The organism is Burkholderia torrens (genome assembly GCF_984668525.1).
Window position 1 is genome coordinate 2482612 of sequence record NZ_OZ480212.1, and the last position, 12359, is coordinate 2494970.

At 67.6% G+C, this 12359-nt stretch carries 12 protein-coding genes and 1 tRNA gene; 9 read left to right on the forward strand and 4 right to left on the reverse strand.

The features are described from left to right. Nucleotides 1–6 precede the first annotated feature (6 nt). Both AC5LXX_RS27330 and AC5LXX_RS27335 read left to right on the forward strand, forming a co-directional pair. A complete protein-coding gene (locus AC5LXX_RS27330) occupies nucleotides 7–759 on the forward strand; it encodes a class I SAM-dependent methyltransferase (protein ID WP_493411738.1) in 753 nt (250 codons plus the stop codon). 103 nt (nucleotides 760–862) lie between these two features. Next, nucleotides 863–1456: a nuclear transport factor 2 family protein gene (locus AC5LXX_RS27335; protein ID WP_493411739.1), complete on the forward strand. Its 594-nt coding sequence runs from the start codon at nucleotides 863–865 to the stop codon at nucleotides 1454–1456. A 30-nt stretch (nucleotides 1457–1486) separates the two neighbouring features. Here AC5LXX_RS27335 and rtcR read toward each other — a convergent pair whose 3' ends face one another. Then, nucleotides 1487–3103: an RNA repair transcriptional activator RtcR gene (rtcR, locus tag AC5LXX_RS27340; RefSeq protein WP_493411740.1), complete on the reverse strand. Its 1617-nt coding sequence runs from the start codon at nucleotides 3101–3103 to the stop codon at nucleotides 1487–1489. 337 nt (nucleotides 3104–3440) lie between these two features. Between rtcR and AC5LXX_RS27345 the strand changes: the two genes are divergently transcribed. From AC5LXX_RS27345 to AC5LXX_RS27365, 5 genes are all read left to right on the forward strand, one after another. After that, nucleotides 3441–3513: transfer RNA gene (locus tag AC5LXX_RS27345), tRNA-Phe, on the forward strand. 257 nt (nucleotides 3514–3770) lie between these two features. Next, on the forward strand, nucleotides 3771–4910 hold the full coding sequence (locus AC5LXX_RS27350) for a slipin family protein (protein ID WP_322084057.1): 1140 nt from the start codon (nucleotides 3771–3773) through the stop codon (nucleotides 4908–4910). Between the two features lie 61 nt (nucleotides 4911–4971). Further along, on the forward strand, nucleotides 4972–6195 hold the full coding sequence (locus AC5LXX_RS27355) for an RtcB family protein (RefSeq protein WP_493411741.1): 1224 nt from the start codon (nucleotides 4972–4974) through the stop codon (nucleotides 6193–6195). Nucleotides 6196–6250: 55 nt separating this feature from the next. Beyond that, a complete protein-coding gene (locus tag AC5LXX_RS27360; RefSeq protein WP_493411742.1) occupies nucleotides 6251–7066 on the forward strand; it encodes a nucleotidyltransferase domain-containing protein in 816 nt (271 codons plus the stop codon). Between the two features lie 234 nt (nucleotides 7067–7300). Continuing rightward, nucleotides 7301–8452 carry a DUF1176 domain-containing protein gene (locus AC5LXX_RS27365; RefSeq protein WP_493411743.1) on the forward strand — a complete coding sequence of 384 codons (1152 nt, stop codon included), beginning with the start codon at nucleotides 7301–7303 and terminating at the stop codon, nucleotides 8450–8452. A gap of 9 nt (nucleotides 8453–8461) precedes the next feature. Here the strand turns inward: AC5LXX_RS27365 and AC5LXX_RS27370 are convergent, their stop codons facing one another. Further along, nucleotides 8462–9130 carry an O-methyltransferase gene (locus AC5LXX_RS27370; RefSeq protein WP_493411744.1) on the reverse strand — a complete coding sequence of 223 codons (669 nt, stop codon included), beginning with the start codon at nucleotides 9128–9130 and terminating at the stop codon, nucleotides 8462–8464. A gap of 149 nt (nucleotides 9131–9279) precedes the next feature. On the opposite strand from AC5LXX_RS27370, the gene AC5LXX_RS27375 reads away from it, so the two are divergent. Both AC5LXX_RS27375 and AC5LXX_RS27380 read left to right on the forward strand, forming a co-directional pair. Then, nucleotides 9280–10575, forward strand: a complete 1296-nt coding sequence (locus tag AC5LXX_RS27375; protein ID WP_322084062.1) for an O-acetylhomoserine aminocarboxypropyltransferase/cysteine synthase family protein — start codon at nucleotides 9280–9282, stop codon at nucleotides 10573–10575. Between the two features lie 162 nt (nucleotides 10576–10737). Continuing rightward, nucleotides 10738–11463 carry a ZIP family metal transporter gene (locus AC5LXX_RS27380; RefSeq protein ID WP_493411745.1) on the forward strand — a complete coding sequence of 242 codons (726 nt, stop codon included), beginning with the start codon at nucleotides 10738–10740 and terminating at the stop codon, nucleotides 11461–11463. Between the two features lie 14 nt (nucleotides 11464–11477). Here AC5LXX_RS27380 and AC5LXX_RS27385 read toward each other — a convergent pair whose 3' ends face one another. Further along, the gene (locus AC5LXX_RS27385) at nucleotides 11478–11981 is read right to left on the reverse strand and encodes a hypothetical protein (protein WP_493411746.1); all 504 of its coding nucleotides are present in this window, start codon (nucleotides 11979–11981) and stop codon (nucleotides 11478–11480) included. 67 nt (nucleotides 11982–12048) lie between these two features. Next, a complete protein-coding gene (locus AC5LXX_RS27390) occupies nucleotides 12049–12324 on the reverse strand; it encodes a DUF4148 domain-containing protein (protein ID WP_493413430.1) in 276 nt (91 codons plus the stop codon). Nucleotides 12325–12359: the final 35 nt, after the last annotated feature.

Genomic DNA, 12359 nt, shown 5'->3' on the forward strand with positions numbered 1-12359 from the left:
GGCCGCATGACGCCCGCAGACCCGGACCGCCTCTACACCGACCCGCGCCTCGTCTCGGTCTACGACCTGTTCAACGCGGGCGATCAGGACTTCGCGTTCTATGCCGCCGAGATCGGCGCCGCGCCGCAGCGCATCCTCGATCTCGGCTGCGGCACCGGCACGTTCGCGCGCCGGCTCGCGGCGGCCGGGCATGACGTTATCGCGATCGACCCGGCGCCGGCGATGATCGAGTACGCACGGCGCCAACCGGGCGCCGACACCGTGCGCTGGCTCGCATGCGAACTCGGCAGCCTGCCGTCCGGCGCACCGTTCGATGCGGTCGTGATGACCGGGCACGCGTTCCAGTGCCTGCTGACCGACGATGAAATCGACGCGATGCTGCATGGCGTGCGACGCGTGCTCACCGATGGCAGCCGCTTCCTGTTCGACACCCGCAATCCGCGCGTCGAGCCGTGGCGTGCATGGACGCCCTCGCATTCGGCACGCAGCGTCGAATCGCACGACTTCGGCCGCGTCGATCTCCATCACGCGGTGCGTGCGGTCGACGGCGCGATCGTGACGTTCGACACGCACTACCGCTTCCGCCGCGACGACACGCTGCTGACGAACACGAGCCGGCTGCGTTTCATCGCGCAACCCGAACTGCTCGCACGCGTGGCGGCTGCCGGTTTCGCGTCGGCAGAATGGTGCGGCAACTGGCAACGCGCACCGTTCGACGAAGCGGCCAGCGCGGAGATCATCGCGATCTGCCGCGCGTGACGGCGCTTCTATCGAGCACGCATCAACCCACGACCGGCAGCGTATCCACCGCATACGCATGCCGGATCGTGCGGCCCGATTTTCCTACACTGGAGGTTCGACCATGCCCTTCCCGCTTCATCCCGCGACGGTTCGCGCGCTGCTCGAATGCTATCTGCGCGCGAAAGACCTGAACCATCCGCCACTGATTGCCGAGTGCTTCGCGACCGATGCCGAGCTGAGCTTTTCGCTCGCGAGCGACGATATCGATTTTCCGCCGCGCGTGACGGGCGCGGCTGCCATTGCGCGCACGCTGGTCGAGGAATTCGGCGAGCGGTTCGAGCGGTGCCGGACCTATTACGTCTGCACGGAACCGGAGGTCGACGCGCATGGCGTCAGCCGCATGCCGTGGCTCGTCGTGATGCGGCAGAAGGACAGCGGCGCGCTGCGGATCGGGCATGGCACGTATCGCTGGCAGTTCGCGGGTGATGACGCAAGCGAAGACGTCGCGCGGATTGCCGCGCTGCATATTCATATCGCACGGATGGATACGGTCGACGATCCGCAGTCGCTGAAGCTCGGCACGCTGCATGCGGCGTTCGGATATCCGTGGTTGCCGGCGCAAGCGTTCGCGCGCGGGCTTGCGGATATCGCGGCGGCTCACCCGGATTGGGGATTCCTGGCGCCGTTTCACGACGCGGCGACTGCGGCGGCGTGACGAACCGCGCCGGCCGCGCCGCCGCGTTCGTCACACCCCGTCGAGTGCCTGCCGCACGCTCTCCCAATCGAGCCCGAACCGCGCGAGATACTTGCGCAGCCGGTCCGCATCGTTCGGTTGCTTCTTGCTCTGCCGCGACACTGCGAACAGCGTGCGTCCGGCTTCCGACAGGCTCGCCGACGTGCGGCATACATCCAGCACGCGTTCGAGTTGCGCACGGTCGAACAGGTCGAGTTCCGCCGCCCGCGCGCCGAACACCGCGTCGACGCATGTATCGGCCGCCCCCGTGCCTGCCGGCGACGACCACGTGCGCGTCAGCCGCTCAACTTCCTGCTCGGCGAGTTCCTCGGTAATCCGCCCCGCATCGGCCAGCGTCGCCATCCGCGTGACCGACGCCGACAGTTCGCGGAAGTTGCCGGCCCACGCCGCGCGCGGCGACGCGGCGAACGCGAGATAGCGCCGCTTCGCCTCCACGTTGAAACGCACCTGCTCGCCCTGCTCGCGACCGAAACGGTCGAGTTCGAATTCGAGGTTCGGCTCGATGTCCTCGCGGCGTTCCGCGAGCCCCGGCAGTTCATACGTCCATAGATTGATCCGCGCATAGAGATCCTCGCGGAACGTGCCGGCCGCCACCATCTGCCGCAGGTCGCGGTGCGTGCCCGCGATCAACTCGAAATCGCTGGTCGCCTCGACGTCCGCACCGACCGGCAGGAAGCGCTTCTCCTCGATCGCCTTCAGCAGCATCGCCTGCTCGTCGAGCCCGAGTTCGCCGATCTCGTCGAGAAACAGCAGCCCGCCGTCGGCCGCGCGCAGCAGCCCCGCGCGCGCCGACTGCGCGCCCGTGAACGCGCCCTTCACGTGACCGAACAGCGTCGACATCGCCGCGTCGCCGCGCAGCGTCGCGCAGTTGATCTCGATGAATGGCCCCGCGAGCCGATGGCGGCCGCGCTTCAGCTCGTACACGCGCTTCGCGAGAAACGACTTGCCGGCACCCGTCGGCCCGACCAGCAGCATCGGCGCACGCGAACGCACGGCCACACGCTCCAGTTGCTCGATCAGCGCGTTGAAGCGTGCATTGCGCGTCGCGATGCCGGCCTTCAGGAACGACACCGTTTCGTCGCGCTCGCGCGTGAAGCGCTGCGCGATCCGGTTGTAGCGCGACAGGTCGAGATCGATCACCGAGATCGTGCCGGGCCCGCTCGGCCCTTCGTCGGTCCGCTGCGGCGGCCCCGTCTGCACGAGGCGCGCGGGCAGGTAGCGCGCTTCCGCCAGCAGGAACCAGCAGATCTGCGCGACGTGCGTGCCGGTCGTGATGTGGATCAGGTAATCCTCGTGCTCGAGGTCGAACGGATACGCGCGTGCGAAGTCGTGGAGCGTCGCGTAGACCTCCTCGAAATCCCACGGGTCGTGGAGCGTGACCGGCGTGAGCCGCACGTCGGTCTGCGGCGACAGCCGCGCGAGATCGTCCCGCACCTGGTTGGCGAGCCGCGTGTAGTCCTGCGGATGCAGCAGTTCGAGCCGGTCGATCGGCAGGTCGGGCTGCTCGCACAGCGAAATCGTCGGCCGCCATTTGCGGTAACGGCGCGGCGCGCGGCCGCCCTGGTCGAGCACGGTGCCGAGAAAGCCGATAGCGACGGTCTTTCGCATGTTTATCTCATGGGATAAGAAGCGATCTTATTGTATCGGATTCTCTGGACGACACATTCACGAAGCACCGCCCCAAAGAAACTCGCAAAAATAAAATCCCCTTTATTTTCAATGAATTAAAAAATATCCAAAGCGCAAGCACGCCCACTGGCACGCTCCTCGCTAAATAGAAGACGCCGGATGTCCCGCTGGCCCGCGAGCCAGGGTTCAACAAGCCCTGCTGGTGCGCCGCCGCCGAACCTCGTTCGTCGCGGCAGCGCATGCCGCCATGGACAGATGAAGGCAAAGGGGCGCGCGCCAGGATGCCTCGTCCGGGTTCGAATCCCGGAGCGCCCATTGTTCGGAAGCTCAGTCAGGTGGAGCAGTCGGCGAAAGCCGGCCGGTGGCGGGTTCGAATCCCGCTCGAACACTGTCCGCAAGGACAGTCTCTTGATAGAAGCAGTACCCGCCGGTGCGGGCCGCAAGGTCCGCCGCGCGTCGGACCGGTTGCGGTTCCGCGCGATCGGCCGGGCGGCCGCACGGCCCGCGCGAATGCGCACGACGATGCGATGCAGGATGCGTCGCCGTGTGCATCGACGCCGGCCAGCGCGCCACCCGCCCGGTTGCGTCGCACCGCGATCCGCACGATGCGCGTCACCCGGCGGTCATTGAAAAAAAGGACAAGAATATGTGGATGCGACATGTTGTGAAAAAGAACGAACGCGCGCTGCTGATGAGCGAAGGTGATTTCGTGAAGGTGCTGGAACCGGGCGTGTTCAAGGCCTTCGATCCGTTCAAGCGCCTGTCGGTGCAGACCGCGCGTCTCGACGCGCCGCTCGCCGACGCCGCGCTGGCCGACTACCTGCGTCACGACGCACCGGACGTGCTCGCGCGGTACTTCGTCGCGATGGATCTCGCCGACGACGAAGCGGGCCTGCGCTATGAAGACGACGTGCTCGTCGAGATCCTGGCGCCCGGCACGCGCCGGCTGTACTGGCGCGGCCTGGCCGCGCACCGTCTCGAACGCGTCGACCTCACGCAGGACAGCCTGCTGCCGGCCGCGCTCGTGAAGCGCATCGCGCAACCGGCGCTGCGGGCGCGCGGCGTGGCGGGCCTGACGGGCGTGCTGCTGGCACAGGTGCCGGCGTACCACGTCGGTGTACTGAAGATCGACGGCAAGATCGAGCGGTTGCTGGACGCGGGTACCTCGGCGTTCTGGCGCTTCAACCGCGACGTCGCGGTCGAGCTCGTCGACCTGCGCCTGCAGGCGATCGAAGTCGGCGGACAGGAAATCCTGACGCGCGACAAGGTCGCGCTGCGGCTGAACCTGTCGGCGACGTGGTGCTATGCGGACGTGCTGCATGCGTTCGGCCAGTTGCAGAAGCCGGTCGAGCACCTGTACCGCGAGCTGCAGTTCGCGCTGCGGTCGGCGGTCGGCACGCGCTCGCTCGACGAGCTGCTGGAGGACAAGCAGTCGATCGACGAGGTCGTGATCGCGCAGGTGCGTGCCCGTCTCGGCGATTCGGGCGTGGACGTGCGCAGCGTCGGCGTGAAGGATATCGTGCTGCCGGGCGACATGAAGACGATCCTCGCGCAGGTGGTCGAGGCGGAGAAATCCGCGCAGGCGAACGTGATTCGCCGCCGCGAGGAAACGGCGGCCACGCGTTCGCTGCTGAACACCGCGAAGGTGATGGAAGAAAACCCGACCGCGCTGCGGCTCAAGGAGCTGGAAACGCTCGAGCGCGTCGCGGAACGGATCGACCGCATCTCGGTGTTCGGCGGCCTCGACCAGGTGCTGAACGGACTCGTCAGCATCAAGGGCACGTAATGCAGGTTCCGGCGCGGCACACGCGTGTCGCGCCGGACAATCGAATGAATCAGGTGAGCAAATGAATCGCATGGAATATCAGGTGATGGAACTGGCGAACGGCAAGCCGGTGAAGATGTGGACGCAAGGCGTCGCCGTCGAGGACGAAGCGCGCGCGCAGCTGCGCAACACCGCGCAGATGCCGTTCGTCTTCAGCCACATCGCGGTGATGCCGGACGTCCACCTCGGCAAGGGCTCGACGATCGGCAGCGTGATTCCGACGAAGGGCGCGATCATCCCGGCCGCGGTCGGCGTCGACATCGGCTGCGGGATGATGGCCGCACGCACGACGCTGACGGCGTCCGACCTGCCGGATTCGCTGGGTGGGCTGCGCAGCGCGATCGAACGTGCGGTGCCGCACGGCCGCGCGCCGGGCCGCCGCGATCCGGGCGCGTGGGGCGATCGCACGCCGGCCGCCGTGACCGAATCGTGGAAGTCGCTGCAACCGGGCTTCCAGCGGATCGTCGACAAGTATCCGAAGCTGGAAAAGACCAACCACTACGCGCATCTCGGCACGCTCGGCACCGGCAACCACTTCATCGAAGTGTGCGTCGACGATGCGGACCACGTGTGGTTCATGCTGCACAGCGGCTCGCGTGGCGTCGGCAATGCGATCGGCAGCTTGTTCATCGAACTCGCGCAGGCCGACATGCGCCAGCACATCGCGAACCTGCCGGACCGCAACCTCGCGTATTTCACCGAAGGCAGCCGGCACTTCGACGATTACGTCGAAGCGGTCGGCTGGGCGCAGGACTACGCACGGCGCAACCGGCAGGCCATGATGGACGCGGTGATCGCCGCGGCGCGCGGCGTGATCGCGAAGCCGTTCGCGGTCGACGAGCACGCGGTGAACTGCCACCACAACTACGTGCAGCGCGAACGCCACTTCGGCGAAGACGTGCTCGTGACGCGCAAGGGTGCGGTGTCCGCGCAGAAGGGGCAACTGGGGATCATTCCGGGCTCGATGGGCGCGAAGAGCTTCATCGTGCGCGGGCTCGGCAACCCGGAAAGCTTCTGCTCGTGCAGCCACGGCGCAGGCCGGACGATGAGCCGCACCGAAGCGAAGCGCCGCTTCACGGCCGATGACCAGGTGAAGGCCACGCAAGGCGTCGAATGCCGGAAGGACGCGGGCGTCGTCGACGAAATCCCGATGGCCTACAAGGACATCGACGCGGTGATGGCGGCCCAGCGCAGCCTCGTCGAAGTGGTGCACACGCTGCGCCAGGTGGTGTGCGTGAAAGGATAGCGCGGTGCGCGGCCGATGGCCGGCGGCCGCGCGCGAAGAAAGGGAAACAACAACCATGAAAACGGAAAACACCATGATGCCGGTGCGCAGCGCGCATCCGGTCGCCCCGGCCGTGCGGGCGCGCGTGATGGCGGAACTCGCGGAAGTCGAGCGCCGCCACGACGTGAGCGTGCTGTTCGCGTGCGAATCGGGCAGCCGCGGCTGGGGCTTCGCGTCACCGGACAGCGACTACGACGTGCGCTTCGTGTACGTGCATCGACGCGACTGGTACCTGAGCGTCGAAGCGCAACGCGACGTGATCGAGCGGCCGCTCGACGACGAGCTCGACGTGAGCGGCTGGGAGCTGCGCAAGGCCTTGCAACTGCTGCGCCGCTCGAACCCGACGCTGCTCGAATGGCTCGACTCGCCGGTCGTGTATCGCGAAGATGCACGCTGGGCGCCGCGGCTCCGGTCGCTGGCGGCGGCGTTCTTCTCGCCGGTGCGCGGGCGCCATCACTACCTCGCGATGGCGAAGAAGAACTTTCGCGGCTATCTGCAAGGCGACACGGTGCGTTACAAGAAGTACCTGTACGTGCTGCGGCCGCTGCTCGCGGTGCGCTGGATCGACATGGGGCTCGGCATGCCGCCGATGCGCTTCGCCGATCTCGTCGACGGCACCGTGCACGAGCCGGCGGTGCGCGCGGAACTCGATGCGTTGCTCGCGCTGAAGATGCGCGCGAACGAAAGCGAGTACGGGCCGCGCCGGCCCGCGATCCACGCGCTCGTCGAGTCGATGCTCGCCGATGCCGAACACGACCGCGAATACAAGCGGCCGTGGGGCGACGTGGCGATGCTCGACACGTTCCTGCGCGACGTGGTCGACTGCCGCTGAAAGACGGACGGCGCGGTGCCTGCGGGCATCGCGCCGTCCGTCCATCTGCCGCTGTTGCCGGCCGGCCGGCAACACGCGTACCCGCCTGCGACGGGTCGTGACATCGATCGCACCTCGCGGCAGCGGTATACTTGTCGCCGTTCGCGCCGCTGCACTCGACCTGCACCGCTTGCTGACGATGCGCTTGCAGTCCGGCATCTTCCGCCCGCCCTTTCACCGTCGATACGAACCGTCATGCCGCACCGCTTTCCGCTTGCCCTCGCCGTCCTCCTCGCCGTTTCCCCGATCGCTGCACAGGCCCGCCCGCTCGCGCGGCCGCCGGTCGAGCGCGATTTCAAGAGCTGGTCGGTCGTCTGCGACAACGGCAATCGCTGCGTGGCCGAAAGCCATGCGGACGATATCGACGACGCCCGTCCCACCCTCATCCTGCGCCTGACGCGCGATGCCGGCCCCGATGCGCAACCGTCGCTCGACCTCTACGCGTCGGCGCCGCTGGACCTGCGTACCGCACGCGTCGACGGCCGCCCGTTCGATGCGGTGCCGGCGCAATGGCATGCGTTCGGCGACAAGAGCGACGACCAGGCGCACCCGTTCCGGGTCCGCACGAACGATCCGGCGACGGTGGCCGCCTGGCTCTCCGCGTCGCGCAACGCACAAGCGCTGAGCTTCGGCGATCCGGCATCGGCACACACCGCGCGTACGCCGTTGTCGGGGTTGAATGCCGCGCTGCTGCTGATCGACGATACGCAGGGCCGCGTCGGCACGGTCACCGCGCTGCTGCGCCCCGGCACCAAGCCTGCGTCGTCGGTGCCGCCCGCACCGGCGCTGCCGCCCGCGGTCACGCCGGCGCCGCCGCCCGTCGCGAACCTGTCGGCGGCCGAACAGCGTCCGCTCGTCGACGCTGTGCTCGCGAAATTCGGCGCCGACGTGAAGCAATGCGCGGCCGATGTCGAAGACGAAATGTCCGCGGCCGATCGCAGGAAGGCGTCGAGCGCCGTCGCAATCTCGGCCGACGAGGCGCTCGTCGCGATCCCGTGCCAGACCAGCAGCATGTATAACCACACCGACCTGTGGTATCGCATCCGCCGCACCGCACCGTACGCGCCGACGGCGATGAACTTCGGCGAGAACGCGAACGCGGGCCTCGATTCGGCGTCGTTCCCGAACGAACTGACCGACGCCGGCTACGATCCGGCCAGCGCGATGCTGTCGAGCAAGGTGCGGTTGCGCAGTGCCGGCGATTGCGGCTCGACCGCGTCGTGGATCTTCGACGGCCGGCGCTTCCTGCTCGACGACATCGCGACGCACGGCACCTGCAACGGGCTGTTCCAGGACCAGTGGCCGCGCCTGTACCGCCGCGCCGACGCGGCCGCCGGCGCGCACTGACGCATCAGGTCACGCGCCGACGATCGAGATCGAGAACCCGTCCCAGCCCTTCTGTCCGACCGTCTGCACGGCCGTCGTCGTGAGCGCCGGCTCGGCCGCGAGGCGCGCGAACCCGGCGCGCACGCCGACCACGTCGGGCTCGCGATTGTCCGGATCGGCCACGCGCCCGCCCCGCACGACGTTGTCGACGACGATCACCGTGCCGGGCCGCGACAGCTTCAGCGCCGCGTCGAGATAGACCGCGTTGTTGTCCTTGTCCGCATCGATGAAGATGAAATCGAACGGTGCCTCCCCGGCGTCGACGAGCCGCGCGAGGCTCTCCTTCGCGCTGCCGACCACCACCGACACTGCCTCCGCGAACCCGGCGCGCGCGATGTTCCGCGTCGCGACCTTCGCATGCTCGGGATTCAGCTCGAGCGTCACGAGCGTGCCGCCGGGCGGCAATGCACGCGCGAGCCAGATCGTGCTGTAGCCGCCGAGCGTGCCGACTTCGAGGATGCGGCGCGCGCCGCGGATCGTCGCGAGCAGCTGCAGCAGCTTGCCCTGGTTCGGCGCGACGTTGATCGCGGGCAGCCCGGCCGCGTCGCTTGCCGCCAGCGCGGCGTCGAGCGCGTCGTCGGACGGCACGAGCGTCGCGGAGAAATACGCATCCACCTGGTTCCACTGGTCCTGATCCATCACGCACCTTTCGTCTGCGGGAAAAAGGCATTCTATGCGCGACGCCCCCATAAGCAACCCACCATTCGTTCTAAGGAACGCAGCGCACGTGCTCCTATAATCGCCCGACGGCAGGACCCTCGACCTTCACAACAACAAACGGAGCACCCATGACCGATCAGGCCAATCCGAACTGGCGTCTCGAAACCATCGCCGTGCACGGCGGTTATCGCCCCGACCCGACCACGCGCGCGGTCGCCGTCCCGATCTACCAGACCGTTGCGTACGCATTCGACGACACGCAGCACGGCGCCGACCTGTTCGACCTGAAGGTCCAGGGCAACATCTATACGCGGATCATGAACCCGACCACGGACGTGCTCGAGCAGCGGATCGCCGCGCTCGAGGGCGGCATCGGTGCGCTGGCGCTGGCATCGGGCCAATCCGCCGTCACGTACGCGATCCAGACGATCGCCGAAGCCGGCGACAACATCGTGTCCGCGAGTTCGCTGTACGGCGGCACCTACAACCTGTTCGCGCACACGCTGCCGCAATACGGGATCACCACGCGCTTCGCCGATCCGCGCGACCCCGCGTCGTTCGGACCGCTGATCGATGCACGCACGAAGGCGATCTTCGCGGAATCGGTCGGCAACCCGCTCGGCAACGTCACCGATATCGCCGCGCTCGCGGAGGTCGCGCATCGCCACGGCATCCCGCTGATCGTCGACAACACGGTGCCGTCGCCATACCTGCTGCGCCCGTTCGAGCACGGCGCGGACATCGTCGTGCACTCGCTGACGAAATATCTCGGCGGGCACGGCACGAGCCTCGGCGGCGCGATCGTCGATTCCGGCAAGTTCCCGTGGGCCGACCATGCCGACCGCTTCAAGCGGCTGAACGAGCCGGACGTCAGCTACCACGGCGTCGTCTATACGGAAGCGTTCGGGCCGGCCGCCTACATCGGCCGCGCGCGCGTGGTGCCGCTGCGCAACATGGGCGCGGCGATCTCGCCGTTCAACGCGTTCCAGATCCTGCAGGGCATCGAGACGCTGGCGCTGCGCGTCGAGCGGATCAGCGACAACGCGCTGAAGATCGCGCAACATCTCGCGCGCCACGAGCACGTCGAGTGGGTGAACTATGCGGGCCTGCCCGATCACCCCGACCATCCGCTCGTCGCACGCTACTTGTCGGGCCGCGCGCCGGGCATCCTGACGTTCGGCGTGAAAGGCGGCCGCGACGGCGGCGCGAAGTTCCAGGACGCGCTGAAGCTGTTCACGCGGCTCGTCAATATCGGCGACACGAAGTCGCTCGCGACGCACCCCGCGTCGACGACGCACCGGCAGCTGTCGCCGGCCGAACTCGCGAAGGCCGGCGTGAAGGAAGAAACGGTGCGGCTGTCGATCGGCATCGAGCATATCGACGACCTGCTCGCCGACCTCGACCAGGCGCTCGCGCAGCTTTGACCGGAACGGGCGTGCCGGCCGACCGGTGCGCCCCGCGTCAAATGACTTGACCTTGAAGCGGCTTCAAGGTGTTCAATCCCCGGTTGATACCGGGACGACGCCCGGTGCGTACGATCTTGCAACGCAGCCTGCGCTGCGGCACGCCAACCGCCCAGAGGCCTCATGACACCGACCGCGAAGCTTGCGCTGCTCACGTTACCGCCCGTGCTGGCGGCCTGTTTCGGCGCCCTCGCGGCCGCCTGGCGTGCGCCCGGCCCGAAGACGTCGAGCGTCATCCAGCATTTCACCGGCGGCATCGTGTTCGCGGCCGCCGCGCTCGAACTGCTGCCGCAAGACCGCGCGCATGCGCTGTTTCCGGTCGTCGTCGGGTTCGTGCTCGGCATCGCGCTGATGCTCGCGATCCGCGCGCTGTCGGGCGCGATCGAGACGCACTTCGAGGCAGCGCGACTGCCGGTGAGCCTGATCGTCGTTACCGCGATCGACCTCGTCGTCGACGGCCTCGTGCTCGGCATCGCGTTCTCGGCCAGCGACGAAAGCGGCATCATCCTGACCGTCGCGCTGACGCTCGAAGTGCTGTTCCTCGCGCTGTCGGTCAGCGCGGCACTTGCCGCCGCAGGCATCGGCCGGCTGCTGTCGATCATCGTGCCGGTCGGGCTCGCGGCGCTGCTGAGCCTCGCGGCCGTGGCCGGCAACGCGGCGTTTGCCGGCCTGCCGGCGAACCTCTACGCGGCGCTGCTCGGGCTCGGCACCGTCGCGCTGCTGTACCTCGTGACCGAAGAACTGCTGGTCGAAGCGCACGAGGTGCCCGAAACGCCGTTCGCGACGGCCGCGTTCTTCATCGGCTTCATCGTATTCTTCCTGATCGAAGGATCGGTGAAGACCGGATAAGCCGCACGCGGCGGCTACCACGTCGTCGCGCCCGTCGGATACGTATCGACGATACGCATGCCGTTCACGGGCGTGACGCCCGCGTCGCGCAACGCGCTCCACAGGTCGATCGCATGTTCGCGCGACTTGCGGCTGCCGTCGTCGGTCAGCATGTTCAGCGCGATGACTTCGTCGCGCGTCGTCAACTGCAGCTGTTCCTTCAGCTTGCGCGACTGATGCGATGCGGTACGGACATCGCCGAGTACGATCCGCTTCTCCGTCATCGTCGACTCGCTTCCGGCATCGGCCGGCACGAACGTCAGCCGGCCGCCGTCGACCTCGCATTGCCCTCGCGTGAACGTCGCGGTCCACGCGCCGGCGGGTACGGCCGCGAATTCGCAGCGCATCCGCTCGCTCGCACGACTGCCGACGTCATGCGCCGGTGCATGCGACAGCGCACGTTCCGGCCAGCCGGCCGCGATCGCCGTCGTCGACATCAGGCACGCCGCCAGCACGATTCCTTTCACGATATTGCGCATGACACGTTCCTCTACGCTGGTGAATCCGGCCGACGGATGTCAATCCGCCCTGCCGTGAATGAACCGATCAACGAACCGCGAAGCGGTTGTCGTGCGCATCGACCATCGGCGCCTGCTCGCCGCGATGAACGGTCGAGCGATGGATTTCCTGATTCCGCGCGACAGCAGCCGGGCTCGTCGGGTAATCGTGATTCGGGCTTGGGATCACGCCGTCGTGGCGCGCGCGCACCAGTTCCTGACGCACTTCCTGCCGAGTCCTGGATTGGGCGGCCACCGCTTGCGAGAAGGCCGCAATCGATAGTGCGGCAACGGCGACGGCGATCATCGGACGTGGAATGTTCATATTGTTTGCTCCTTGCTGGGAATCCGTGACGGGAG

What these genes read in the sequence shown, in the direction of transcription:
- AC5LXX_RS27330 (WP_493411738.1), top strand. Translation starts at nt 7, where the DNA reads ATGACGCCCGCAGACCCGGACCGCCTCTACACCGACCCGCGCCTCGTC.
- AC5LXX_RS27335 (WP_493411739.1), top strand. Translation starts at nt 863, where the DNA reads ATGCCCTTCCCGCTTCATCCCGCGACGGTTCGCGCGCTGCTCGAATGC.
- rtcR (WP_493411740.1), bottom strand. Translation starts at nt 3,103, where the DNA reads ATGCGAAAGACCGTCGCTATCGGCTTTCTCGGCACCGTGCTCGACCAG.
- AC5LXX_RS27350 (WP_322084057.1), top strand. Translation starts at nt 3,771, where the DNA reads ATGTGGATGCGACATGTTGTGAAAAAGAACGAACGCGCGCTGCTGATG.
- AC5LXX_RS27355 (WP_493411741.1), top strand. Translation starts at nt 4,972, where the DNA reads ATGAATCGCATGGAATATCAGGTGATGGAACTGGCGAACGGCAAGCCG.
- AC5LXX_RS27360 (WP_493411742.1), top strand. Translation starts at nt 6,251, where the DNA reads ATGAAAACGGAAAACACCATGATGCCGGTGCGCAGCGCGCATCCGGTC.
- AC5LXX_RS27365 (WP_493411743.1), top strand. Translation starts at nt 7,301, where the DNA reads ATGCCGCACCGCTTTCCGCTTGCCCTCGCCGTCCTCCTCGCCGTTTCC.
- AC5LXX_RS27370 (WP_493411744.1), bottom strand. Translation starts at nt 9,130, where the DNA reads ATGGATCAGGACCAGTGGAACCAGGTGGATGCGTATTTCTCCGCGACG.
- AC5LXX_RS27375 (WP_322084062.1), top strand. Translation starts at nt 9,280, where the DNA reads ATGACCGATCAGGCCAATCCGAACTGGCGTCTCGAAACCATCGCCGTG.
- AC5LXX_RS27380 (WP_493411745.1), top strand. Translation starts at nt 10,738, where the DNA reads ATGACACCGACCGCGAAGCTTGCGCTGCTCACGTTACCGCCCGTGCTG.
- AC5LXX_RS27385 (WP_493411746.1), bottom strand. Translation starts at nt 11,981, where the DNA reads ATGCGCAATATCGTGAAAGGAATCGTGCTGGCGGCGTGCCTGATGTCG.
- AC5LXX_RS27390 (WP_493413430.1), bottom strand. Translation starts at nt 12,324, where the DNA reads ATGAACATTCCACGTCCGATGATCGCCGTCGCCGTTGCCGCACTATCG.